This window comes from Curtobacterium sp. AC268 (genome assembly GCF_979258745.1).
In genome coordinates, this window is the sequence record NZ_OZ409878.1 from 1075329 (window position 1) to 1098079 (window position 22751).

At 71.6% G+C, this 22751-nt stretch carries 20 protein-coding genes, 1 tRNA gene and 2 pseudogenes; 7 read left to right on the top strand and 16 right to left on the bottom strand.

From position 1 onward, the window contains the following. The first annotated feature begins 12 nt into the window (after positions 1-12). The 7 genes and pseudogenes from trpS (at position 13) to ACZZ9K_RS05020 (ending at position 7366) form a co-directional block, all read left to right on the top strand. Positions 13-1023 carry a tryptophan--tRNA ligase gene (gene trpS, locus ACZZ9K_RS04990; RefSeq protein WP_071244338.1) on the top strand — a complete coding sequence of 337 codons (1011 nt, stop codon included), beginning with the start codon at positions 13-15 and terminating at the stop codon, positions 1021-1023. A gap of 2 nt (positions 1024-1025) precedes the next feature. Then, on the top strand, positions 1026-1580 hold the full coding sequence (locus ACZZ9K_RS04995) for a GNAT family N-acetyltransferase (RefSeq protein WP_463443465.1): 555 nt from the start codon (positions 1026-1028) through the stop codon (positions 1578-1580). Positions 1581-1671: 91 nt separating this feature from the next. Next, positions 1672-2760: a bifunctional diaminohydroxyphosphoribosylaminopyrimidine deaminase/5-amino-6-(5-phosphoribosylamino)uracil reductase RibD gene (gene ribD, locus ACZZ9K_RS05000; RefSeq protein WP_463444735.1), complete on the top strand. Its 1089-nt coding sequence runs from the start codon at positions 1672-1674 to the stop codon at positions 2758-2760. A gap of 29 nt (positions 2761-2789) precedes the next feature. Continuing rightward, positions 2790-3419: pseudogene (gene ribA / locus ACZZ9K_RS05005) on the top strand (GTP cyclohydrolase II); the annotation flags it as partial. A gap of 220 nt (positions 3420-3639) precedes the next feature. After that, positions 3640-5019: an MFS transporter gene (locus ACZZ9K_RS05010; protein WP_138803794.1), complete on the top strand. Its 1380-nt coding sequence runs from the start codon at positions 3640-3642 to the stop codon at positions 5017-5019. A 270-nt stretch (positions 5020-5289) separates the two neighbouring features. After that, the gene (locus ACZZ9K_RS05015; RefSeq protein ID WP_027466417.1) at positions 5290-5505 is read left to right on the top strand and encodes a hypothetical protein; all 216 of its coding nucleotides are present in this window, start codon (positions 5290-5292) and stop codon (positions 5503-5505) included. A 7-nt stretch (positions 5506-5512) separates the two neighbouring features. Continuing rightward, the gene (locus ACZZ9K_RS05020) at positions 5513-7366 is read left to right on the top strand and encodes an ABC transporter ATP-binding protein (RefSeq protein WP_463443466.1); all 1854 of its coding nucleotides are present in this window, start codon (positions 5513-5515) and stop codon (positions 7364-7366) included. 47 nt (positions 7367-7413) lie between these two features. On the opposite strand, the gene ACZZ9K_RS05025 is transcribed toward ACZZ9K_RS05020, so the two are convergent. From ACZZ9K_RS05025 to ACZZ9K_RS05100, 16 genes and pseudogenes are all read right to left on the bottom strand, one after another. Further along, positions 7414-8928, bottom strand: coding sequence for an NAD-dependent succinate-semialdehyde dehydrogenase (locus tag ACZZ9K_RS05025; protein WP_463443467.1), 1515 nt, complete (start codon positions 8926-8928; stop codon positions 7414-7416). Beyond that, entirely contained in the window at positions 8925-9545 is a 621-nt protein-coding gene (locus ACZZ9K_RS05030; RefSeq protein ID WP_463443468.1) for an isochorismatase family protein, read from the bottom strand. The genes ACZZ9K_RS05025 and ACZZ9K_RS05030 overlap by 4 nt, the downstream gene beginning before the upstream one ends. Before the next feature lie 23 nt (positions 9546-9568). After that, the gene (gene dacB, locus ACZZ9K_RS05035) at positions 9569-11077 is read right to left on the bottom strand and encodes a D-alanyl-D-alanine carboxypeptidase/D-alanyl-D-alanine endopeptidase (protein ID WP_463443469.1); all 1509 of its coding nucleotides are present in this window, start codon (positions 11075-11077) and stop codon (positions 9569-9571) included. A gap of 73 nt (positions 11078-11150) precedes the next feature. Next, a complete protein-coding gene (locus tag ACZZ9K_RS05040; protein WP_463443470.1) occupies positions 11151-12146 on the bottom strand; it encodes a Gfo/Idh/MocA family protein in 996 nt (331 codons plus the stop codon). A gap of 52 nt (positions 12147-12198) precedes the next feature. Further along, a complete protein-coding gene (locus ACZZ9K_RS05045; RefSeq protein WP_463443471.1) occupies positions 12199-12639 on the bottom strand; it encodes a BLUF domain-containing protein in 441 nt (146 codons plus the stop codon). 189 nt (positions 12640-12828) lie between these two features. Continuing rightward, entirely contained in the window at positions 12829-13626 is a 798-nt protein-coding gene (locus ACZZ9K_RS05050) for a glycoside hydrolase family 16 protein (RefSeq protein WP_463443472.1), read from the bottom strand. 181 nt (positions 13627-13807) lie between these two features. Beyond that, positions 13808-13880, bottom strand: a tRNA-Thr gene (locus ACZZ9K_RS05055). Between the two features lie 44 nt (positions 13881-13924). Continuing rightward, complete coding sequence (locus ACZZ9K_RS05060) at positions 13925-14560, bottom strand: TetR/AcrR family transcriptional regulator (protein ID WP_138803799.1); 636 nt, start codon at positions 14558-14560, stop codon at positions 13925-13927. Positions 14561-14584: 24 nt separating this feature from the next. Beyond that, positions 14585-15727 carry a DNA polymerase III subunit delta' gene (locus tag ACZZ9K_RS05065; protein WP_027466411.1) on the bottom strand — a complete coding sequence of 381 codons (1143 nt, stop codon included), beginning with the start codon at positions 15725-15727 and terminating at the stop codon, positions 14585-14587. Between the two features lie 25 nt (positions 15728-15752). Next, positions 15753-16389 (bottom strand): annotated as a pseudogene (tmk, locus tag ACZZ9K_RS05070) (dTMP kinase). Continuing rightward, complete coding sequence (topA, locus tag ACZZ9K_RS05075) at positions 16386-19205, bottom strand: type I DNA topoisomerase (protein ID WP_463443473.1); 2820 nt, start codon at positions 19203-19205, stop codon at positions 16386-16388. Before topA ends, tmk begins: the two are co-directional and overlap by 4 nt. Then, positions 19181-19660 carry a hypothetical protein gene (locus ACZZ9K_RS05080; protein WP_138803802.1) on the bottom strand — a complete coding sequence of 160 codons (480 nt, stop codon included), beginning with the start codon at positions 19658-19660 and terminating at the stop codon, positions 19181-19183. The genes topA and ACZZ9K_RS05080 overlap by 25 nt, the downstream gene beginning before the upstream one ends. Before the next feature lies 1 nt (position 19661). Next, positions 19662-19967 (bottom strand): TadE family type IV pilus minor pilin, encoded by a 306-nt coding sequence (locus ACZZ9K_RS05085; RefSeq protein ID WP_463443474.1) that lies wholly within the window; start codon positions 19965-19967, stop codon positions 19662-19664. 10 nt (positions 19968-19977) lie between these two features. After that, positions 19978-20217, bottom strand: coding sequence for a DUF4244 domain-containing protein (locus tag ACZZ9K_RS05090; protein ID WP_463443475.1), 240 nt, complete (start codon positions 20215-20217; stop codon positions 19978-19980). A gap of 84 nt (positions 20218-20301) precedes the next feature. Further along, positions 20302-21135, bottom strand: a complete 834-nt coding sequence (locus ACZZ9K_RS05095) for a type II secretion system F family protein (protein ID WP_185974197.1) — start codon at positions 21133-21135, stop codon at positions 20302-20304. After that, positions 21132-22061 (bottom strand): CpaF family protein, encoded by a 930-nt coding sequence (locus ACZZ9K_RS05100; protein WP_463443476.1) that lies wholly within the window; start codon positions 22059-22061, stop codon positions 21132-21134. Before ACZZ9K_RS05100 ends, ACZZ9K_RS05095 begins: the two co-directional genes overlap by 4 nt. Positions 22062-22751: the final 690 nt, after the last annotated feature.

The following is a 22751-nucleotide window of genomic DNA, read 5'->3' on the forward strand; positions in this document are numbered from 1 at the left end:
CGGAGCACCACCATGACCAAGACCCGCATCTTCTCGGGCATCCAGCCGTCCGCCGGATCGCTGCACCTCGGCAACTACGTCGGGGCGCTCATGCAGTGGAGGACCCTGCTCGACGACTACGACGCCATCTACTGCGTCGTCGACATGCACGCGATCACCTCACCCCAGGACCCGGCCGAGCTCCGCGCGAACACCCGGGCCACCGCTGCGCAGTACATCGCGTCGGGCATCGACCCGTCCAAGGCGACGCTGTTCGTGCAGTCACACGTGCCCGCGCACGCCGAACTCGCCTGGGTGCTGAACACCCTGACCGGCTTCGGCGAGGCGAGCCGGATGACCCAGTTCAAGGACAAGTCGGCACGCCAGGGTGCCGAGGCCGCGTCGGTCGGGCTCTTCACCTACCCGATCCTGATGGCCGCGGACATCCTGCTCTACGACACCAGGGTCGTGCCGGTCGGCGACGACCAGCGCCAGCACGTCGAGCTCACGCGCGACCTGGCCGGACGCTTCAACTCGCGGTTCGGTGACACCTTCGTCACACCCGAGGCACGGATCCTGACCGAGACCGCGCGCATCTACGACCTGCAGGACCCGACCAGCAAGATGAGCAAGTCCGCAGCGTCGGACAACGGCCTCATCCGCCTGCTCGACGACCCGAAGCGCACCGCCAAGAAGATCAAGTCGGCCGTCACCGACGCCGAGCGGGAGATCCGCGCCGACCGCCAGGCCAAGCCCGGCGTGACGAACCTGCTGTCGATCCTGTCGGCGTTCACCGGCACCTCGATCGCCGCGCTCGAGGAATCGTTCGCCGGCAAGGGCTACGGCGACCTGAAGGGCGAGGTCGCCGACGCCGTCGTGGCCGAGCTCGAACCGGTCCGCGCCCGCACACTCGAACTCCTCGACGACCCGGCGGAGCTCGACCGGCTGCTCGCCGTCGGCGCGGACCGCGCCGAGTCGATCGCGCAGGAGACCCTGGCCCGCGTCTACGACCGCATCGGGTTCGTCCCGCGGTCGCGCGGCTGACCGTGCAGCCCGTCACGCTCGAGTCGGCGCGGGTCCGGCTCGACCTGCCCACCCGCGCCGACACCGCGGCGATCACCGAGGCCTGCCAGGACCCGGAGATCATCCGGTGGACGACGGTGCCGACGCCGTACCGCGAGCAGGACGCCCGCACCTTCGTCGACGCCCTGGTCGGACCGGGGTGGGCCTCGGACCGCGAGTACACGTGGGCGATCCGACCGGCCGGTTCGACGTGGCTGGCGGGCATCATCAGCTACCGCACGGCCGGTCGTGACCTCGGGTTCTGGCTCGCACCGTCCGCGCGCGGTGCCGGGCTCATGCACGACGCCGTCCGGCTCGTGGTCGACTGGGCGTTCGAGCAGGGCGCGCCGGACGTCTACTGGGAGTGCTACGAGGGCAACACGGCCTCGGCGGCGGTCGCCCGCGCGGCCGGGTTCTCGTACACCGGCCTCGGCGCAGCCCGGGTGCCGGACCGGGACGGCGGCCCGACCACGGCGTGGACCGCACTGCGACGCGCCGACGGTGTTCCCACCTCCGAGCTCCCGTGGCCCAGCGCCTGAACGCGCTCACAACCGTGGTGACGTGTCACCCAACCACCGCCGGTAGGCTCGGCCCGTGAGCGACACGGCACGACCCACCGAGGTCCGGGCGATGCGCCGCGGGCTCGAACTCGCGGCCCTCGGGCCCGCCGTCGGCGACCACGCCCGCGTCGGCGCCGTGATCCTCTCGCCCACCGGTGAGGTCCTCGCCGAGGGGTGGCACAAGGGCGCCGGCACCCCGCACGCCGAGGTCGACGCGATGGCCAAGGTCGATCCGGCACTGCTGCGCGGCGCGACGGCGGTCGTCACCCTCGAACCCTGCAACCACGTCGGGCGCACCGGACCGTGCGCCGTGGCACTGCTCGACGCCGGGATCGCCCGGGTCGTCTACGCGATCGACGACCCCGGAGCCGACGTGCACGGCGGCGCCGACCGACTCCGCGCCGCCGGGGTGCAGGTCGTCTCCGGCGTCCTGGCCGACCAGGCCGAGGCGTTCCTCGAACGGTGGATGCTCTCGGTCCGGCTCGGCCGACCGTGGGTCACCGTGAAGTGGGCCTCCAGCCTCGACGGGCGCGCCGCCGCTGCCGACGGCACGAGCAAGTGGATCACCGGCGCCGCCGCACGACAGCACGTCCACGAACAGCGCGCCGCCCACGACGCGATCCTCGTCGGCACCGGCACCGTCCTGGCCGACGACCCGAGCCTGACCGCCCGCGGGGACGCCGGCGAACTGCTCGCCGACCAGCCGCTCGCCGTGGTGCTCGGTGACCGCCCGGTGCCGGCCGACGCCGCGGTCCGTCGGCACCCGCGCGGGCTCGTCACCCTGCCCGGACACGACCTGGCCACCTCGCTCGGTGCGCTGCGCGGGCACGGCGTGCACTCGGTGTTCGTCGAGGGTGGCCCCACGGTCGCCTCGGCGCTCATCGCCGCCGGACTCGTCGACGAGTACCTGGTGTACCTCGCCCCGGTGCTGCTCGGCGGACCCCGTGTCGCCCTCGACGACCTGGGGGTGGGAAGCATCTCCGACCGTCGGCGGTTGGACGTACTATCGACCACCAGCCTCGGCCCCGACCTGCTGGTCCGAGCCCGACCGCACCGTCCGCAGCACCAGAACCAGCACCAGCACGACCGCCAGCAGCAGCACGACGCGACACCCGGGCTCGGGAACGACGGGCCCACGAACGACCGGAGCACCCCATGACCGATGCGCTGACCTCGCCCACGCCGGGGAGCCCGGTCAAGTTCGAGGTGTCGACGAACGTGCCGACCACCCACGGCACCTTCCAGATGCGCGCCTACCGCGACCTCGTGACGAGCGCGGAGCACGTCGCGATCATCGGCACCCTGCCAGACGGATCGATGCCCACCGACGGCGCGCTCGTCCGGGTGCACTCCGAGTGCCTGACCGGTGAGGCCTTCGGGTCGCTCAAGTGCGAGTGCGGCCCCCAGCTCGACGCCGCGCTCGACACGATCGCGGCCGAGGGCGGTGTGGTCATCTACCTGCGCGGGCAAGAGGGCCGCGGCATCGGTCTCATCAACAAGCTCAAGGCCTACCGCCTGCAAGAGGACGGTCTCGACACCCTCGACGCCAACCTCGCGCTCGGCCTGCCCGCCGACTCCCGCGCCTACGGCGGCGCCGCGGGCATCCTCGCCGACCTCGGGATCACCCGCGTCCGGCTGCTGTCCAACAACCCGGAGAAGCGCCGCCAGCTCGAGGAGCACGGCATCACCGTCGCCTCCCTCGTGCCGCTCGTCGTCGGCATCTCGGCACAGAACGCCGGGTACCTCGACACCAAGCGCGACCGGATGGGCCACCAACTGCCCGAGCACCTCGAAGCGGGTGCCGGCGCGGGTGCCTGAGCACGCGCCGGCAACGGACGCTGCAGCCAGCTGACTCTGGGCTGATTCGCAGGCAGACGACATCTGTCGTATGATCGGGCTTCCGTCACAAGCGGTCCCCCCTCAGCCGAACGCACCCGATCGGTGCCCGCGCCACCCCGCGCGAACCGATCGGTGTCCGCCGTTTCGGATCCTCGTGTTCCCCGTCGGGAGCACGCAGCACGGAAGACCCCGCACTGTCATGACCGCCGCCCCGGCACCCGCAACCCCCACCTCCGCTCCGGCACCCGCCGGCAACCCGCGCTCCCGCGTCGTCATCGCGAGCCTCGTCGGCACGTCGATCGAGTTCTACGACTTCTACGTCTACGCGACCGCCGCGGTGCTCGTCTTCCCGACGCTGTTCTTCCCGAACGAAGACCCGACGGCCTCGCAGCTGTCCTCCTTCGTCACGTTCGCCCTGGCGTTCTTCGCCCGGCCGGTCGGGTCGATCGTCTTCGGACACTTCGGCGACCGGATCGGCCGCAAGACCACCCTCGTCGCATCGTTGCTCGTGATGGGCACCGCCACGTTCCTGATCGGCTGCCTGCCGACGTTCGACACCATCGGGGTCTGGGCCCCGGTCCTGCTCGCCGTGATGCGCTTCGCCCAGGGCGTCGGGCTCGGCGGCGAGTGGTCCGGCGCGGCCCTGCTCGCGACCGAGAACGCGCCGAAGGGCAAGCGCGGCGTGTTCGGCTCGATGCCGCAGCTCGGTGCCCCGATCGGCTTCCTGCTCGCGAACGGCCTGTTCATCGCGATCAACGCGGCGATGCCCGCCGGCGCAGACGGGACCCCGAACGCCGACTTCCAGGCGTGGGGCTGGCGCATCCCGTTCCTGCTCTCCGCCGTGCTCGTCATCATCGGCCTCTACGTGCGCTTCAAGCTCGTCGAGTCGCCGGTGTTCCGCGGTGTGCAGGAGTCCGGCACGGTCGCGAAGGTCCCGCTCGGCCGGGTGTTCCGCACCTCGTGGCGGGCGGTCATCATCGGCACCTTCGGCATGGTCGCCACCTACGTGCTCTTCTACTTCCTGACGACCTTCACCCTGCAGTACGGCACCACCGGCACCGAGAACAGCCCGCTCGTCCCGAAGGTCGGCCTCGGCTACACCCGTGGCGAGTTCCTGACGCTGCTCATGATCGGCGTCGTGTTCTTCGGCATCTTCACCCCGATCGCCGGGCTGCTCGCCGACAGGTTCGGCCGCCGCAAGACCCTCATCCCGACCACGATCGGCATCGCGCTGTTCGGCCTGACGTTCCAGTTCTGGTTCGCGGCGTCGAGTGGGCCGATCACCGTGGTGACGTTCCTCGTCGTCGGGCTCTCGCTGATGGGGCTGACCTTCGGTCCGATGGGTGCGCTGCTGCCCGAGCTGTTCCCGACGAACGTCCGGTACACCGGCTCGGCCATCGCGTACAACGTCGCGTCGATCCTCGGTGCGTCACTCGCCCCGACCATCGCGTTGGCACTCTGGAAGCCGGACGGCAACATCTTCCTGGTCGGCCTGTACCTGACGATCGCCGCGGTCGTGACCCTGGTCGCGCTGCTCTTCGTGCGCGAGACGAAGTCGAAGGACTTCGCCGACGCCTGATCGGCGACCACCTGACGAACGGGAGGCCCGGTGCCAGCTGGCGCCGGGCCTCCCGTCCGTCATGTGCGCGCCTCGCCCCCCCCCCCCCGCAACACGCCGTCGTGTCAGCGGGACGCCGCATGCCCTCCGAGACGCCGCCGGATTCGGCGGCGTCTCGCGCGCGTGGCGGCGTCGAACGAAGACGCCGGCGTCTGCGCACCCGATGCAGCGCGGCGAGACGCCGTCAACGTAGGTTGACGGATGTCGGTGCGTCAATGTAGGTTGACAGGCATGGACCGACCGACCATCACGAGCCTCGCGGCCGGAGCATCGGGGGACGACCCGTTCTCCGCCCTCGCCAACGTGCGGGAACTGCGCCGTGAGCTCGACCGGACCGAAGAGCTCGCCGCGCGACGTGCACGCACCGCCGGCGCCTCGTGGCAGGAGATCGCGACGCTGCTCGGTGTCAGCCGACAGGCAGTGCACAAGAAGTACGGCAGAAACTAGGAACACGATGAGCTTCCCCTTCGCACGCCCGAAGACCTCCGACGGCCCCCGCGCCACGTTCGGTCGCCTGCTGTCCTACCTGTTCGAGAACAAACCCGCGATGGTCGTGATCATCGTGCTGAGCGTCCTCGGTGCGGGGGCCTCGCTCGCGCAGCCACTCCTGGTCAACCAGGTCATCACCGCCGTGCAGCAGGGCAACACCCTCAGCACGCTCGTGTGGCTGCTGGTCGGGCTCGTCATCGTCGCGGGGGTGCTGAACGGTGTGCAGCACTTCCTGCTGCAGCGCGCGGGTGAGGGCGTCGTGCTCTCCACCCGCCGCAAGCTCATCGCCCGCATCCTCAACCTGCCGATCTCGGAGTTCGACACCCGCCGGACCGGTGACCTGGTGTCCCGCGTCGGCAGCGACACCACGCTCCTGCGGGCCGTCCTGACCCAGGGACTGATCGAGTCGATCGGCGGCGCGCTCACGTTCGTCGGTGCCATCGTCGCGATGGCGATCATCGACCCGCTGCTGCTCGGCATCGTGATCGTCATCGTCCTGGTCGCCATCGTCGTCGTCGGCGGGCTGAGCCGTCGCATCCGGGTCGCCTCGAAGCGCGCGCAGGAGAAGGTCGGCGACCTCACCGCCGCCGTCGAACGCGGGATCGGCGCGGTCCGCACCATCCGAGCGGCCGGCGCCACCGAGCGCGAGGTTCGCGAGGTCGACGGCCACGCGACCGAGGCCTACAAGCGGGGCCTCGACATCGCCAAGATGTCCGCCTTCGTCGTCCCCGTCGCCAGCATCGTCATGCAGGTCGCGTTCATCGCCGTCCTGGGCGTCGGCGGGGCACAGGTCGCGGCCGGCACCATCACCATCGCGACGCTCATCACGTTCATCCTGCTGCTCTTCATGATGATCATGCCGCTCGGCCAGGCGATGGGCGCGGCCGTGGCCGTCGCCCAGGCACTCGGCGCGCTCGGCCGGATCGAGGAGATCCTGCACCTGCCGACCGAGTCCCAGGACGACGAGTCGGTCCGACCCGCCGCAGCGGTCGCCACCGACGACGCCATCGCGTTCGAGCACGTGTCGTTCCGCTACCGCGCTCAGGCGGACGCCTCGGGTGCCGACGGCGCGGTCGCGTCCGACCCCGCGGACCGCCCAGGAGGCCCGGATCACGTCGACGACGAGCGCCCGGCCGACGACGTGGTGCTCCATGACGTGTCGTTCCGGGTGCCCCGCGGCTCGCGAGTCGCACTCGTGGGCCCGTCCGGTGCCGGCAAGTCGACGACCCTGGCGCTCATCGAGCGGTTCTACGACCCCACCGACGGCGTCATCCGCCTGGGTGGCATCGACGTCCGCGGGATGGACCGCGACGAGCTCCGTGCCCAGATCGGCTACGTCGAGCAGGACGCCCCCGTGCTCGCCGGCACGATCCGCGCCAACCTGCTGCTCGGGTCGCCGAACGCCACCGAGGACGACTGCGTCCGGGTGCTCGAGGCGGTCAACCTCGGCGAGGTCCTGCACCGCGATCCCCGCGGTCTCGACGCGCAGGTCGGTGAGGACGGCGTGATGCTCTCCGGTGGGGAACGGCAGCGCCTGGCCATCGCCCGCGCGCTGCTCGCCGCTCCCCCGATCCTGCTGCTCGACGAGTCGACGTCGTCACTCGACGGGGTCAACGAGCAGAAGATGCGGCTCGCGATCGACGCCGTCGCCGAGGACCGCACGCTGCTCGTGATCGCGCACCGGTTGTCGACGGTGGTCGACTCCGACGTGATCGTCGTGCTCGAGCACGGCCGCGTCGTCGGCAGCGGCACGCACTCCGAGCTCGTGGAGTCGACGCCGCTCTACCGCGACCTGGCGAAGCACCAGCTGCTCGTGTGAGTCCGGGGACGGCCGCGTGCACCGCGGCCGTACCCGGCGACTCGGGCTCAGGCTGCGAACGGGTCCGGCGTCAGCACGTAGACGGTCTCGAGGTACTCCTCGATGCCCTCGTGCGATCCCTCGCGGCCGAGGCCCGAGGACTTCACGCCGCCGAACGGGAACGCCGCGTTGGACACGACGCCCGTGTTCAGCCCGAGCATGCCCGTCTCCAGACGCTCAGCGAGTCGCTGGCCGCGCCGGAAGTCGGTCGTGAAGGCGTAGGCGATGAGTCCGTACTCGGTGTCGTTCGCGAGCCGGATCCCCTCGTCCTCGGTGCTGAAGCGCGTCACCGAGGCGACCGGTCCGAAGATCTCCGTCGTCATGATCTCCGAGCCGGGCTGCACGTCGTCGATCACCGTCGCCTCGTAGAAGGTGCCCGGGCGGTCGATCCGGTGGCCGCCGGTGACGAGCCGGGCACCGCGGCCGAGGGCGTCGTCGACGAGCGACGCGGCCTTGTCCACGGCCCGGTCGTCGATGAGCGGTCCGAGCGTCGTGCCGTCCTCGGTTCCCCGGCCGACGCGCAGGGCGTCCACCTTCGCGGTGAGGGCCGCGACGAACGCGTCGGCGATGCCGTCCTGCACGAAGAACCGGTTCGCAGCGGTGCAGGCCTCGCCCGTGTTGCGGAACTTCGCGAGCATGGCCGCGTCCACCGCCGCGTCGAGGTCCGCGTCGTCGAACACGAGCAGCGGGGCGTTGCCGCCGAGTTCCATGCTCGTCTTGAGCACGTTGTCCGCCGCCTGCTTGAGGAGCGCCGAACCGACCGGGGTCGAACCGGTGAACGTCAGCTTGCGCAGGCGCGGGTCGGCGATGATCGGCTCCGACAGCCCCTTGGCGTCACTCGACGGGATCACGTTGAGCACACCGTCCGGCAGCCCGGCACGGCGGAACAGCTCGACCAGGAACAGGGTCGTCAGCGGGGTGAGGTCGGCCGGCTTCGCGACCACCGTGCAACCGGCGGCCAGGGCCGGTCCGATCTTCCGGGTCGCCATCGCGAGCGGGAAGTTCCACGGTGTGATCGCGTAGACGGGGCCGACCGGACGCTTCAGCACGATCGCGCGGCCGGTGCCCTCGGGGTTCGTGCGGTAGTCGCCGGTGATGCGGACGGCTTCCTCCGAGAACCACCGCAGGAACTCGCCGCCGTAGACGACCTCGCCGCGGGCCTCGGCCAGCGGCTTGCCCATCTCGAGCGACATCAGGGCCGCGAGGTCGTCGGCGTGCTCGTGCACCAGGTCGAAGGCCCGGCGCAGGATGTCGGAGCGCGTGCGCGGGGCCGTCGCTGCCCACGACTCCTGCGCCGCGGCGGCTGCGTCGAGGGCCGCGAGGCCGTCCTCGGGAGTGGCGTCGGCAACCTCGGCCAAGACGGCCCCGGTCGACGGGTCGTGCACGGCGAAGGTGGACCCGCTGGACGAGGCGCGCCAGGTGCCCCCGATGAAGAGTCCGGTGGGGACGTTCTCGACGCGGACGTGATCGTCGGCGACGGTGGTGGTGGTGGTGCTGGTTTCGTTCGTGGTGGTGTCGGTCACAGTCGTGCTCCTCCTGGGTTCGCGAGGCCCTCGTCCATGTCGCTGCGGTCGACGTGTCCGCCGGCCGCCCGGATCTCGTCGAGCGCCCGGGCGCTGTGCTCGGCGTCGACACCGGCCACCAGGTCCTCGTACACGGCGACGTCGAGGCCCGCGGCACGGGCGTCGAGTGCCGAGGCTCGGACGCAGTGGTCGGTCGCGATGCCGACGACGTCGATCGTGTGCACGCGGCGCTCGGCGAGCACGTCGGCCAGGGGGACGCCCGCTTCGGTCACGGCCTGGAACGCCGAGTAGTCCGGCGTGCCCTGGCCCTTGAGGACGTCGACGTCGATCAGTGCGGTGTCGAGATCGGGGTGGTAGTCGGCACCGGGCGTCCCGGCGACGCAGTGCACCGGCCACGTGTCGACGAAGTCCGGTCCTTCGGGTCCGGCGAAGTGCCCCCCGTTGTCGTCGTCCCCGTGGTGCCAGTCGCGGGACGCCACGATGAGGTCGTACTCGTCCCCGTGCCGACCGAGGAACGCGGTGATGCGCTTCGCGAGCGCCGCTCCCCCGGTGACCGCGAGCGCACCGCCCTCGGTGAAGTCGTTCTGGACGTCCACGACGAGCAGTGCTCTTGCCATGGACCCATCCAACACCCGTCGGCTCAGGAGCCGGTGAGCTTGCTCCCGCACGAGTAGGTCGCGGCGGTCACCGCGTCGAGTGCCGGCAGTGCCGCCGCGCGCGGCGAACCGATGGCGTAGAAGGCGAAGGTCAACCGGGACCCGTCGGCGGCGTCGATGTAGCCGCCGAGGGTGTTCGCGCTGTCGATCCAGCCCGTCTTCGCGTGCACCTTGCCACGGGCGACCGCGTTCGCGCCGGTGAACCGGCTCGCGAGGGTGCCGGACTGCCCGGACACCGGCAGGGCGTTCGCGAGCGTCCCGAGGCCCTTCGCTCCGGAGGCGACCTGCACCATCAGGTGCGCGACGAACTCCGGCGACACCGCGTTCGAGGCGCTCTCGCCCGAGCCGTCCTTGATCACGATGCCGGCCGGGTCGAGGCCGTACGAGCGCAGCGCCGACTGGTACACGGACGACAGGGACGCCGCCGAGCCGTTCGACCCGGACTCCTTCGAGGACACCCGGGCGAGCATCTCGGCCAGGGTGTTGTCCGAGTTCGGGATCATCTGCCCGATGAGCGTCGACACCGGCTGCGAGGACACCGTGGCGATCGTCTCGGTGCCCGTCGTCGCCCGCTTGACGATCTGCGCGGAACCGGCGCCCGCGACGCCCGCGTTCGCCAGTGCCGTGCGGAAGGCGACGCCCGCGCGTCCGACCGGGTCCTCCGACCGTGGTGACGTCGCCGCTGCGGGGTTCGCTCGGTCGCCGTCGACCATCAGCGCGGTGACCTCCGGCTGGTACCCGATGGTGCGCTCGGAGACCGGCCACGTGGGGTCCCAGGCGTCGGCATCGCTCCAGTAGGAGTCGTCGGTGACGATCGTGGTGACCGGGGTGGCGCCCACCTTCGCCTTCACCTGCTGCGCGAGCTGGGCGAGGGTCGGGGCGCCCGGGTACACGGTGCCGCCGCCGGCGGACAGCGTCGCGTCGCCGTGCCCGACCAGGGCGACGGTGTTCGCGGACTCCCGTGTGACGGTCGTCGGGATGCGGTGGTCGCCCCCGAGCACGGAGAGCGCGGTCGCCGAGGTCAGGGTCTTCATGACGCTGCCCGTCTGGGCGGCCCGCTCGCCGTGCTTCGAGAACAGGACCTTGCCCGTCTCGGCGTCCATCACGTACCCCTCGAAGTCGCCGAGGCCGCTCGCCGACGCAGCCGGCGCGATCGAGCAGGTCCGCAGCGCGGACGGGCCGGCGAGGTCGTCCGGCACCGCACGGGCGTCGGCGGTCGGCGTCGGGGACGGCTTCGCCGTCGGGCGCTTCGTGGTGGTCGCCCGGTCCGGAGCCGAGGACGCGGTCCGGGTCGAGCTCGGCGCGGCAGACCGGGAGTCGGGGGTCGTGGCCGCTGCGACGGCGACGGCACCACCGGAGCCGACCACGAGCAGCGCCGCGAGACCACCCGCGATCCAGGGGACCGGGCGTCGTGCGGCGGAGGCGCGCGCCGCGGTGACGGCGGCGCGGAACCGCTCCGGGACGGAACGCGGGGTGGGCTGCTGCTCGGACATCGTGACCGATCCTACGGAACTGCGGCAGGAGCCTCCAGGCCGGGGGCGGGATCCGTCGAGGACGGGCGCCGGATCAGGGATCCGTGACGGGACCGTCGGCGGGGTACCGGACCCCGACCTGGCGACGTGCCTCGTCCAGCACCGCCATGATCGCGACGGTCTCGTCCGGGTCCATCGGGCCGCCGTCGAGGCGGCCCGATGTGATCATCGTCTCGAAGGCGCGTGCCTCGTGCTCGTAGCCGGCGAGTTCCTCGCGTCCGTCGAACTCCTCGACCACGGCACCGTCGCGGTCGCGGATCCGCCAGGTGGTCGGCGTGTACCAGGTGGAGTCGAGGTCGATGCGGCCGGTCTCGCCGATGATCGACGCCGTGTTCGGGCTCCGCAGGTCCATCCCGAAGTGGATCATCGACTGCGCGCCGCCCGTGTGCGTCATGACCAGGCCCATCTGCTCGTCGACGCCCTGCTCGCTCAGCGTGCCCGCTGCGACGAGCGCGGTCGGCACGCCGAGCACGTCCACCGCGAAGGACACCGGGTAGATCCCGAGGTCGAGCATCGCTCCACCACCGAGTGCTGGGTCGCGCAGCCGGTGGTCGGGGCCCGTCGGGAGGGCCTGGTGGTGGGTCGCCTCGACGACCATCGGGCGGCCGATCCGCCCCTCGGCGACGATCTCGCGGATCATCGCCATCTGCGGCAGGAAGCGGGTCCACATCGCCTCCATCACCGCGACGCCCGCGTGCCGAGCTGCGTCGACGACCGTCCGGGCCTCCGCCGCGGTCATCGTGAAGGCCTTCTCGACCAGGACGTGCTTGCCCGCCCGGATCGCGAGCAGGGCGTCCTCGGCGTGCCGGACGTGCGGGGTCGCGACGTAGACCGCGTCGATGCGCTCGTCCGCCACCAGGTCCTCGTAGGAACCGTGGGCCCGCTCGATGCCGAACTCCGCGGCGAAGGCCTCGGCGTGTTCGCGGGTGCGGCTGCCCACGGCGGTGAACACGATACCGGCCGCGGAGCAGTCACCCACGAAGGACCGTGCGATGCCGCCCGTGCCGATGACTCCCCAGCGAACCGTCATGGGTCCTGTCTACCAGCGTGGGGTGCGCTGCGGCGTGGCCTGTCTCGGGTCGTCAGCGGCGGTGCTTGCCGAGCGCCGCGTCCGGGGCGGCCATCGGGTGGTTCCGGAACCAGCGCAGGAGCTCACGGGCGCGGCTCGTGTCGGCGCTCGCGTCGCCCTCGGCGAGGAACGAGTCGAAGCCGTCGGGCAGGTCGGCGTCCGGTTCGCGGTGGAACGCCATCGTCCACTCGCCGAAGCGCCGGGTGTGGATGCGCTCCTCCACCAGCAGGCCGACGTCGGTGTGCCGCGGGTCGTCGATGATGCGCTGGTACGTCTCGAGCACCGCCGCCTCGGGCCCCTCGAGCAGCTGCATGAACCGGCCGTCCTTGTAGACGAGCAGGCCGGACAGTCCGGACGCGGTGTTGCGGACCCGTGCGTGCTCGAGCAGTGCGTCGAGCCGCTCCTGGTCGAACACCTCGTTCGCCGCGCTCATGTAGACCAGGGACAGCAGCATGACGACCTCTCGGTGACGACGGAACGGGTTCGTCTCTCATCGTGGCCCGAGCCGACCCCGGCGGGCAGCCCCAGAACGGGGATCGTTCCCGCCCGCGCACCCGCGTCGAGGTTCGGGTCATCGACGCGAGCACACGGGTGTCGGGTCGTACGACCGGACTGATTCGGAGCCCCCGTCCGGGGGGATTGGTCACTCTGCGTCGTAGGTGCGGACCCAGTCGATCTGCACGTGCCCCGGGTCGCCCCAGTTGCCGATCTGGAACATGTAGCGGTGCGGGGTGGTGGGCACGTTGCGCGGCACCGTGAACACGAGCTTCCCGTCGAGGTAGTAGCGGATGATCTTCCCGGGCACCCACTCGGTCGTGTAGGTGTGCCAGTCCTTCCAGGCCACCCGGGTGTTGTAGTGCTCGGAGCGGCGCTCGAGCCCCTGCAGCATCGAGTGGTGGAAGACGCGCGGCGACCCCGCGAACTGCCCCTCCGGGTAGTTCAGCTCGCCGTCGGCCCAGGCGTTCGACGTCGGCCAGAGCATGACCGCGATCCCGTTGCCGTCTCCGCCGGTCGCCCGCGCGCGGATGCTGAACGTGCCGCCGACGTGTGACCAGGCGCCGGTGGGCGTGCCGAACGTCCCGGCAGCACCGTGCTCCCCGTCCATCGCGACGTCCAGGTAGCCGTCGTGGGCGCTGATGAGCTTGTCCGAGTAGTACTTGCCACCGGTGCCGTCGGGGTACGGCTGCCACGAGTTCCGGTACGTCTCGGCGAAGGGGCCGCCGGCGGCGGCGGGGGTGTCGAAGTCCTCGGAGAAGGTCGGCTCGCGGTCGGCCAGGTACGCGGGGCCGGCCGCGGACGCCGTCGGGGTCGCGGACGGACCGGTGCTCGGCGACGAGGTCGACGCGGACGTCGCGCCGGACTCGGGCACGGCTGCCGCGGTCACTGCGAGAGCTCCGGCGGTGGCGGCGACCACGACGATGACGAGGACTCGCTTCAGCACGGCGTCACCGCCGGTGGAGCGCTGGGCTGGTGGTCGGTCATCGTGTCCCCCGTATCGCGGACAAGGCTAGCCCGCGGACACGCCCGACGTCTGCCCCTCGGGCGAGGGACACGGCTTTCGTCCGGAATACGAAAACCCCGGTCAGAGCCACTTCGCGTGGGCCTGACCGGGGTGTTCACGGAGCCGCCTGTCGGAATCGAACCGACGACCTATTCATTACGAGTGAATCGCTCTACCGACTGAGCTAAGGCGGCGCACACTCCATGTCCGGAGTGGCACGAGCAATGACTATACAGGTTCAGACGAGTGAACGCGAAACCAGCACGCCGAGCTCGGAGAAGGACCGTTCGAGCTCGTCCACCAGGTGTGTCCCTGCTTCGGAACCCGACCACTCCCACCATGCGTGGCGCAGGGCGGCGAGGGCGACGATGGCCGCGAGACCCGCGCGACGACGGAGTGCCTCGGGGTCCGCGGCGAGCTCCGGGTCGGCGTGCTCGAGACGCCGTGCGACGGCCGCCTGCAGCTCCGCCTGGAACTCCTTCATGGACGCCATCCGACGGCTGAACAGCTCCGGGTTCGCGCGGAGGACCTGCTGCCGCTCCTCGATGAGCCCGCGCTCCTCGATCAGTTCGCGCGTGGAGTGCACGAGCAGCGTGCCGATGTCCGCGAGCAGGTCCCCGCTCGGGCCACCGTCGACGAACGCCTGCAACGCCGCGTCGTCGGGCAGCTGCGGGTCGTCCCCGAGGATCGCCTGCTCCTTGCTCGGGAAGTAGTTGAAGAACGTCCGGGGCGAGACGTCGGCCCGCCGGGAGATCTCGTCCACCGTGACCGCGCCGAGGCCGTCCTCGATGGCGATCCGGAGCGCGGCCTGCTGGATGGCGCGCCGGGTGGCGCGGCGCTTCCGTTCGCGCAGGCCGGGTTCAGCGTCGGGCATGCCGTGATTGTCGCACGCCGTGCCTCAGCGGCGGGCGCGGGCGATGGTGACGAGCAGTGCTTCGAGCGCCAGGAGTGCCGCCACGTTTGCCGCGATGCGCTGGCGCGCCAGGGCGACGGCGTCGAGGACCTCGAGCGCGGCAGCGGGCGGTGTCGTCGGCAGCGCGTGCTCGAGCTGGTCTCGCATGGCCAGGTTGACCGGTTCCGCCGGGGCTCCGAGCCCCAGCAGGAGCAGGTCGCGGTACAGCGAGGAGACGTCCACCAGGATCCGGTCGAGGCCATCGCGCAGGCTGCGGGTCGCACGGCGTTTCTGATCGTCCTCGAGGGCGCGGAGCTGCGACCGGAGCGCCGGCGGGATCGTCCCGCCGGGTTCGACCCCGAGCGAGCGCAGGGCCGCGTCGCGCTCTTCGGAGTCCCGCTGCTCGGTGATGGACTTGGCGTCTTCGTCGGCGACGGCGAGGAGCTCGGCGGCCGCCATGACGGCGTCACCCACGCTCCGCACACCGAGCACGGTCGTCAGGGTCCGGCGGCGGCGGTCACGTGCGGGCTCGCTCGTGGCCAGGCGCTGCGCCATGCCGATGTGGCTCTGCGCCTGACGAGCAGCGTCCATCGCGAGGGCGCGGTCCACACCGGTGCGGGCGACGAGCAGGTCGGCGACGGACTCGATGCCGGGCACACGCAGACGGACCGAGCGGACGCGCGACCGGATCGTCGGCAACAGGTCGGCTTCACTCGGGGCGCAGAGGATCCAGACCGTGCGCTCCGGGGGTTCCTCGAGCGCCTTGAGCAGCAGGTTCGAGGTGCGCTCGGTCATGCGGTCGGCATCCTCGATGATGACGACGCGGTACCGCCCGACCGACGGCGAGTAGTACGACGAGGTGACGAGCTGCCGGATCTCGTCGATCGTGATGATCACCCGTTGGGTGGTGAGCACCGAGACGTCGGGGTGGGTCTTCGCGGTGATCTGCCGCAGGGTGTGGTCGTCGTCGGGGCCGTTGCCCACGAGCGCCGCGGCGAAGGCGGTCGCCACGTTCGACCGACCCGACCCGGGCGGGCCGGTGATGAGCCACGAGTGCGTCATGCCACCGGTGCCGTCGGTCGACTCGGCCGCGTTGCGCAGCGACGCGACCGCTTCTTCCTGCCCGGTCAGGCCGTCCCACACGCTCACGGGACCATCCTGTCAGTGACCACCGTCATGCCGGGTCGATCCCGACGAGCGGGGCGACCGCTCGACGGACCGCGTCCTGCACGGCGTCGGTCGGGTCCGAGGCATCGACCACCAGGAAGCGCGCCGGCTCGGCCTCGGCCATCTCGAGGAAGGCCTGACGGACGGACTCGTGGAACGCCGCAGCCTCGGACTCGAGGCGGTCGAAGGTGTCCCCCTCTTGCTGCTGCCACCCGGGCACGTCCGACGGTGACGTCGAGGTCGAGCAGGATCGTGAGGTCCGGTGCCAGACCGTCCGCTGCCCACTCCGAGACGGAGCGGACCTGCTCGGCGCCGAGCCCGCGCGCGACACCCTGGTAGGCGACGGACGAGTCGATGTAGCGGTCCTGCAGGACGACCTCGCCACGGGCGATCGCCGGACGGACGACCGTCTCGACGTGCTGGGCACGGTCGGCCGCGTACAGCAGCGCCTCGGCCCGGGGAGCGACGTGGCCCCGCTCGTGCAGGACCATCTGCCGGATCTGGACGCCGAGGTCCGTTCCGCCGGGTTCACGGGTGCGCACCACGGTCCGGCCGTGCGCACCGAGCCACGCCGAGAGCAGCTCCGCCTGGGTCGTCTTGCCCGCGCCGTCGCCGCCCTCGAGCGTGATGAAGCGACCGGTCACTTCTTCTTGGCCGCCGTCCGACGAGCCGGGGTCTTCTTCTTGACCGGCCCCTTGGCACGCTTGTCGGCGATGAGCTGCACCGCGCGGGCGTGGTCGACCGCCTCGACGTCCTCGCCCTTCGGGATGGTCGCGTTCGTCTCACCGTCGGTGACGTACGGGCCGAACCGGCCGTCCTTCATCTTGATCGGCTTGCCGGACACCGGGTCGGCGTCGAACTCCTTGAGCGCGGCGCTCGCGGTGCGGTTGCCGCCGTACTTCGGCTGCGCGAACAGCTCGAGTGCACCGGGCAGGTCGATGTCGAAGATCGCGTCCTCGCCGGGCAGGGTCCGGGTGTCGGTCCCCTTCTTCAGGTACGGCCCGTACCGGCCGTTCTGCGCCGTGATGTCGTTGCCCGTCTCCGGGTCCTGGCCCACGACGCGGGGAAGGTCGAGGAGCTTCAGCGCGGTCTCGAGGTCGACGGTCTGCGGGTCCATCGACTTGAAGAGCGAGGCGGTGCGTTCCTTCGGCGCCGCGGCCTTCTTCGTCGTCTTCTTCGCGGGCGCCTTCTTGGCGGGGGCCTTCTTCGCCGTCGCCGTCTCGCTCGTCGCGGTCGCAGCAGCTGCCTCGGCCGCCGGGGCCTCTGCCGCTGGGGGTGCCTCGACGACCTCGCCGGTCTTCGGGTCCACGGTGGGTTCGGGCTCGGGGGTGCGCTCCGTGACGTAGGGACCGAAGCGGCCGTCCTTCGCCAGGACCTCTTTTCCGGTCTCCGGGTTGATCCCGACGACGCGGTCGCCGATCACCGGGGCGTCGACGAGTTCCTTCGCCTTCTCGACGGTCAGTTCGTCGGGAGCGAGGTCCTCGGGGACGTTGACGCGCCGCGGCTTCTCGGGGTCGTCACTCGGCACCTCGATGTAGGGGCCGTACCGGCCGATCCGGAGCGTGAGGCCTGGAGCGAGCTCGACCGAGTTGATCTCGCGGGCGTCGATCTCACCGAGGTTGTCGATGACGGTCCGCAGGCCGCGCTGGTCGTCGTCGCCGCCACCGAAGTAGAAGCCCTTGAGCCAGTCCACCCGGTCGGCGTCGCCGCGGGCGATGCGGTCGAGGTCTTCTTCCATCTCGGCGGTGAAGTCGTACTCCACGAGCTCGCCGAAGTACTCCTCGAGCAGGCGCACCACGCTGAACGCGATCCAGTTCGGCACCAGCTGCGTGCCGCGGAGCGAGACGTAGCCGCGGTCGATGATCGTCGGGCTGATCGTGGGGTAGGTCGACGGACGCCCGATCCCCAGCTCTTCCAGCGTCTTGATGAGGCTCGCCTCGGTGAAGCGCGGCGGCGGGGTGGTGTCGTGCCCCTTCGCCTCGACGTCGGTGACCGCGAGGTGTTCGCCCTGGGCCACGTTCGGCAGGGCGACGTCCTGACCGGCACGCTCGGAGGACTCGTGGCGGTCCTCGTCACGGCCTTCTTCGTAGGCGCTGAGGAAGCCGCGGAACGTGATGACGGTGCCGGAGGCGGTGAACTCGGCGTCGGTACCGTTCGCGGTCGAGGCGATCCCCTCGACAGACTCGGTGGAGGAGATGCCGAGCACGATCGACGCGGTCGAACCCTTGGCGTCCGCCATCTGGGACGCGATGGTGCGCTTCCAGATGAGGTCGTAGAGGCGCCACTCCACACCGGTCAGGGTTCCCTGCAGGTCCTGCGGGGTGCGGAAGGAGTCGCCGGCGGGGCGGATCGCCTCGTGCGCCTCTTGCGCGTTCTTGCTCTTGCTCGCGTAGAGCCGCGGCTTGTCGGGCACGGTGGCCGAACCGTACAGGTCGGCTGCCTGCTTGCGAGCGGCGTCGATGGCCTGCTTCGAGAGCGAGACCGAGTCGGTACGGATGTAGGTGATGTAACCGTTCTCGTACAGGGTCTGCGCAGCACGAGCGGTCTGTCGCGGGGACAGACGGAGCTTGCGCGCGGCTTCCTGCTGGAGCGTCGACGTGGTGAACGGGGCGGCCGGGCGTCGCGTGTACGGCTTCGAGTCGACGCTGCGGACGGTGGCGTCACCGGCGCGCTCGAGGACCGTCGTCAGCGACGCGGCAGCGGCCTGGTCGAGCCGGACGACGTCACCGCTGAGCGTGCCGCGGTCGTCGAAGTCACGACCGGAGGCGACACGGGTGCCGTGGATCCGGGCGAGTCGCGCGGAGAACGAGGACTCGCCGGCCTTCTCGAACCGGGCGGAGAGGTCCCAGTAGTTGGCGGAGACGAAGGCCAGGCGTTCGCGCTCACGGTCGACGACGAGACGGGTGGCGGCGGACTGCACACGGCCGGCGGACAGACCGGGGGCGACCTTGCGCCACAGGACCGGGGAGACCTCGTACCCGTAGAGACGGTCGAGGATCCGGCGGGTCTCCTGCGCGTCGACGAGGGCGGTGTCGAGCTCACGGGTGGCTTCCTGCGCGCGCTGGATCGCCTCCTTCGTGATCTCGTGGAAGACCATCCGCTTGACGGGGACCTTCGGCTTCAGGACCTGCAGCAGGTGCCACGCGATCGCTTCACCCTCGCGGTCTTCATCTGTTGCGAGGTAGAGCTCGTCGGCGTCCTTGAGGGCGCGCTTCAGCTCGGAGACGGTCTTCTTCTTGGCGTCGGACACGACGTAGTACGGCTCGAAGCCGTTGTCGACGTCCACCGAGAACTTGCCGAGGGAGCCCTTCTTGAGCTCGGCCGGCAGGTTCTTCGGCTCGACGAGGTCGCGGATGTGTCCGACCGAGGCCTGGACTTCGTATCCGTCACCGAGGTATTGCGCGATCGTCTTCGCCTTCGCAGGGCTCTCGACGATCACGAGCTTCTTCGTGCCTGGCACGTGTCTCCTTGATCGATGGTGCTGATCGGCCCTGTCCACGAGCGTGTCCGGGTCGACCGGGACATCGGTGACCGCGGGCCGACAGGCACACCATACACATAGTGTTCGGGCGGGTCGCCTGCCGGACCGGCCACCGCGAGTGCGCCGACGACGAACGGACCGGTGCCCACGACCACGCGGACCCGGGCCGTGGTGGCGACGAGTTCGCAGGCGTCGAGGGTGGCCCCGTTCGCCGTGGCGATCCGGGTGGCGAGGGCGCAGGGCGCCCCCGGTACCAGTCCGGTGGCGGCAGCCGCGGTGCCCACGGCGGCGGCGTCGGCAGCGCCCTGGGCGCGGATGGCCTGTGTCCGGTGACCAGCTGCGGCGAGCGCCGACGACCCGACGAGGACTCCCACGCCGAGGACCGCCACGAGCAGCACGGTCGCCGAGCCGCGCTGGCCGTCGGCACTCGTCACGTCAGCCCCCTCGGGCCACGGCGCACCCCGTCGCGGCCAGTGGGAGCGCCGCGAAGGGTCCGGTCCCGCCGCGCGTGGCGTCGACGCAGACCAGGTCACCGTCCGACCGGACGACGAGCGAGACCCCCGGAGCGATCCGGTCGGCCGCGGACCGACCCTGGCTCTCGTCGTCGCGCCCGATCGCCCGGGCGGCGGTGGCTGCGGCGAGTTGCAGGCGGCCCCGCGCGTCGACGACGAGGACCGCCGCGACCAGGGCGGTCAGCACGAGCGCCACAACGGGGAGCGCCACCGCGAACTCGACGGTCACTGAGCCGCGCTCACAGCGAGAGCGCGCCACGGACGAGGTCGGTGAGGATGGTCTGGACCTCGCCGGAGCGCATGACGGCGACGAGCACACCGGCGAAGGCCACGGCGGCGAGGATGACGACCGCGTACTCGGCGGTGGCCGATCCCCGGTCGTCCCGCAGTCGGGACCGCCACCGGGCGACGGGGGGACGCGGGTGACTCTGGCGGATGGCCCGACTGGTGCGGCGGTCGGGGGATGACGTGGTGCTCATGGTGTCCGTCCTTTCTGTTCGGTGGGACCAGCGTGTCCGGGATGGGGTGTCGACGAGGGGGTCCCGGTGGCATCTGTGGAGAGCTCACGCGGTACCGCCCACCGTGGAGGAGAGGACCCCCACCACCACGGGCACCACCCCCACGAGCACGAACGCCGGCAGGACGCAGACCCCGAGTGGCAGCACCAGCCGGACGGCCAGTCGTTCCGCCGCCACGAGCCCGTCGGCAGCGGCCTCGTCGCGCACGTCCTCGGCGGCGCGGCGGAGCAACCCTGCGGCGGGGACCCCGGCCCGCCGTGCGAGGTCGAGGACGTCCCGCAGGCGGTCCAGGTCGCCAGCGGGCGCGGCGGCCCCCGCGGACGCCTCGGCGACGGCTTGCCCGGCGGTGGTCCACGACCCGCCTCCGGCGACCGCCACGGCCCAGGCGTCGAGGAGCACCCCGGGGACGCGGCCGTCGGGCGTCGCGGAACGGACCAGCCGGGCGGTCCACCTCCGACCGGCCAGGACGAGGGCCGCCGCGGTGCACGAGCACGCCCAACCGGCCGGTGAACCGACCAGGACCTCGACGGCGCCGGCACCCCAGGCCGCACCGAGGCCCAGCCCGAAGAGCGGTAGCGCGAGCACGACCCGGGCGCTCGTCCGCGGACCGGCCAGGGCGACCCGGATCGCGCGGTCCGAGGCGGCGGCGCGTCGGAGCGCGCCGGCGAGCCCGCGGAGGGTCTCCGCGACGGGCGCTCCCGTCCGGTCCGCCACGCGGAGGACGACGACGATGTCCTGCTGGGCGGGTCCCCCGGCCCCGGGCAGTCCGCCGACGAGCCGCCAGGCGCGCGGCGGCGGGACGCCCGCCGCGACCAGCGTCGCCACCCGGTCGAGTACCCCGGCCACCCGCGCCGGGCCGTCGGGTGTGGGTCGGCTCACCGCAGCCCGTCCACCGGGCGCACCTCGAGCCTCCCGTCCGGGCCGACGCACAACGTGCCCACGCCGCCGAGCCGCCGCTGTCCTGCTCGTCGCTCCACGTGCAGGACCAGGTCGAAGGCGCTGACGGCCTGCCGGGCGAGCGCCTCGGCGCCGAGGCCGGCGAGTGCGCCGAGTGCTTCGAGGCGAGCGGTCACGTCGGCGATGCCGTTGGCGTGCACGGTGCCGGCTCCTCCGTCGTGCCCGGTGTTCAGGGCGGAGAGGAGTTCGCGGACCTCGGCACCGCGGCACTCCCCCACGACGATCCGGTCGGGCCGCATCCGCAGCGCCTCGCGCACGAGCCGGTCGAGGCCGAGCGCACCGACCCCCTCGGCGTTCGCCTGCCGCGCCTCGAGCGCGACGACGTGCGGGTGGGCGATCCGGAGCTCGGCGACGTCCTCCACCGTCACGATGCGCTCGTCGACGGGGACGTTCCCGAGCATCGCCGCGAGCAGGGTGGTCTTGCCGCTGCCGGTCGCACCGGTGACCAGCACGTTCCGGCGGGCGGCGACCGCGTCCTCGACGACCGACCGCGGGACGAACGCGAAGGCCCCACCGCGCTCGAGGGCGGCGAGGGAGGGTCGCTGGACCTGTGGCAGCCGGATCGACACGGCGGTGCCGCCGACGGACACCGGAGCAAGGACGACGTGGACCCGGACGCCGTCGCCGTGCCGGACGTCCGCGCACGGGGTGGTCTCGTCGACGTGGCGACCGCCGAGCGCGACGAGGCGGGTCGCGAGCTCGCGGGCGCGCGCTTCGGTCAGTCGCGGCTGGACGGCTTCGAGGCCGGTCCCGCGGTCGACCCACGTCCCCACGCCGCCGAGCACCAGGACGTCCGTCACGGTGGCATCGGTCACCAGGGCGGCGAGTTCCTCGAACTCGACGACCACGGCGGCTCGGCGACGCGCCGGCGGCGCGGCCCCCGGAAGGAAGGGTGCCGAGGCATGAGACGGCGACGCGGCGGACACCGAGGCCGAAGGGGACTCCGACGCCGACGCGCGGGGAAGAAGAGGAGCACGGTGCAGGGGCATGCCGCCGACGGTAGGGAGCGACCGACCGCCCCGATGAGACGGTCCCCACTTCTGTGGACAACGTCGGTATGCCCCACCAACGGACCGGTTTGTCCCCCGAAACGGAAAGCCGTACCCCGGTCGATGATGCGACACCGACGCGCTCGGGGTGACCCACCACCCCCGCTTCCCACGGCCGGACTGTGCGTAGCACCTGCTACGCAAGAACATGCAGAATGCATGCACGAGCATGGACCGGTCTGTCCACGCGACCGGCGTCCCTGCGCGGATCGGGGCACACGACGGAGCCCGACGAGCAACCGTCGCTCGAGTCGGACCCCGGGAAACAGAAGAGGCGGCACCGGTTGGGGGGAACAGGTGCCGCCTTGACATCGAGGGATTGGGGGGAATCCGATTCGATGCCGCCGGAAACGAGTCCAGCGGGAACTACTGTACCCCACGATCGGCCCTCGAGGGCAACCCCGGACACGACCTCCGGGCGTGCCGCGCCCCGACCCGGCCGAGGGGTAGTCTCCGGATGCACGCAGGCACCGGCGACGGATGCACGCA

Excerpts from the sequence above, each read along its gene's own strand:
- ACZZ9K_RS05015 (WP_027466417.1), top strand. The coding sequence starts at position 5,290 with ATGGACCGACCGACCATCACGAGCCTCGCGGCCGGAGCATCGGGGGAC.
- ACZZ9K_RS05045 (WP_463443471.1), bottom strand. The coding sequence starts at position 12,639 with ATGCTGCTGTCCCTGGTCTACATGAGCGCGGCGAACGAGGTGTTCGAC.
- ACZZ9K_RS05020 (WP_463443466.1), top strand. The coding sequence starts at position 5,513 with ATGAGCTTCCCCTTCGCACGCCCGAAGACCTCCGACGGCCCCCGCGCC.
- dacB (WP_463443469.1), bottom strand. The coding sequence starts at position 11,077 with ATGTCCGAGCAGCAGCCCACCCCGCGTTCCGTCCCGGAGCGGTTCCGC.
- ACZZ9K_RS05060 (WP_138803799.1), bottom strand. The coding sequence starts at position 14,560 with ATGCCCGACGCTGAACCCGGCCTGCGCGAACGGAAGCGCCGCGCCACC.
- ACZZ9K_RS05010 (WP_138803794.1), top strand. The coding sequence starts at position 3,640 with ATGACCGCCGCCCCGGCACCCGCAACCCCCACCTCCGCTCCGGCACCC.
- ACZZ9K_RS05040 (WP_463443470.1), bottom strand. The coding sequence starts at position 12,146 with ATGACGGTTCGCTGGGGAGTCATCGGCACGGGCGGCATCGCACGGTCC.
- ACZZ9K_RS05090 (WP_463443475.1), bottom strand. The coding sequence starts at position 20,217 with ATGAGCACCACGTCATCCCCCGACCGCCGCACCAGTCGGGCCATCCGC.
- ACZZ9K_RS05030 (WP_463443468.1), bottom strand. The coding sequence starts at position 9,545 with ATGGCAAGAGCACTGCTCGTCGTGGACGTCCAGAACGACTTCACCGAG.
- ribD (WP_463444735.1), top strand. The coding sequence starts at position 1,672 with ATGCGCCGCGGGCTCGAACTCGCGGCCCTCGGGCCCGCCGTCGGCGAC.
- trpS (WP_071244338.1), top strand. The coding sequence starts at position 13 with ATGACCAAGACCCGCATCTTCTCGGGCATCCAGCCGTCCGCCGGATCG.